Genomic DNA, 716 nt, shown 5'->3' on the forward strand with positions numbered 1-716 from the left:
CCGCCATAAACACCGAAACTAAAGACAAACCTACAATGCCGAATGTAGTAAATCGTGTTGATGCGATTGTTATGGCGCAACTTGCGACAACCGTAGCAATATACTACAATAATGAATATTAACTTTAAATAGGATACTTACAATGGCTACAGCAAGCATCAGATTAGACCAAGACCTTGTGCAAAAAGCTACTATTATGGCTAAAGCATTCAGTCGCACCGCACCAAAACAAATTGAACACTGGGCTAAAATTGGTGAAATGATGGAAGATAACCCAGAACTATCATATGAGTTTGTAAAACAAGCAATTATAGCCAAAGCTGAAAAAGAAGCAGGGAAATTGGAGAGCTATAATTTTGGCTAATATAACTCAAATTTTACAGACACCTACATTTAAAAAAGCAGTAAAAAGGTTACATAAAAATCAAAAGACGGATCTTGATAATGCAATTAAAGAATTAATGAAAGAGCCATTATTAGGAGAGCAAAAGAAAGGTGACTTGTCATTTTTACGTGTCCATAAATTCAAAATGGTTAAGCAATTAACACTACTTGGTTACAGTTATGAAGATGGCACGGTCACCCTTGAGCTAATGGCATTAGGATCTCATGAAAATTTTTACCGTGATGTTAAACATATCTTCTGAGCCATAACGCCTGCATAACACGTTTGCTACGATACAGACTTAGCTGAATTTTAACGCCTTAATCACTGA

General features: G+C 35.8%; 2 protein-coding genes. Both read left to right on the plus strand.

Features of this window, described 5'->3' with window-relative positions:
- Positions 1–142: 142 nt before the first annotated feature.
- Positions 143–364 (plus strand): hypothetical protein, encoded by a 222-nt coding sequence (locus tag A6E03_RS19650; protein ID WP_065601580.1) that lies wholly within the window; start codon positions 143–145, stop codon positions 362–364.
- Positions 357–647 carry a type II toxin-antitoxin system RelE/ParE family toxin gene (locus A6E03_RS19655; protein WP_065601581.1) on the plus strand — a complete coding sequence of 97 codons (291 nt, stop codon included), beginning with the start codon at positions 357–359 and terminating at the stop codon, positions 645–647. The genes A6E03_RS19650 and A6E03_RS19655 overlap by 8 nt, the downstream gene beginning before the upstream one ends.
- The last annotated feature ends 69 nt before the right edge of the window (positions 648–716 follow it).

Origin of the sequence: Aliivibrio sp. 1S128, assembly GCF_001691065.1 — a bacterium.
Taxonomy (GTDB): domain Bacteria; phylum Pseudomonadota; class Gammaproteobacteria; order Enterobacterales; family Vibrionaceae; genus Aliivibrio.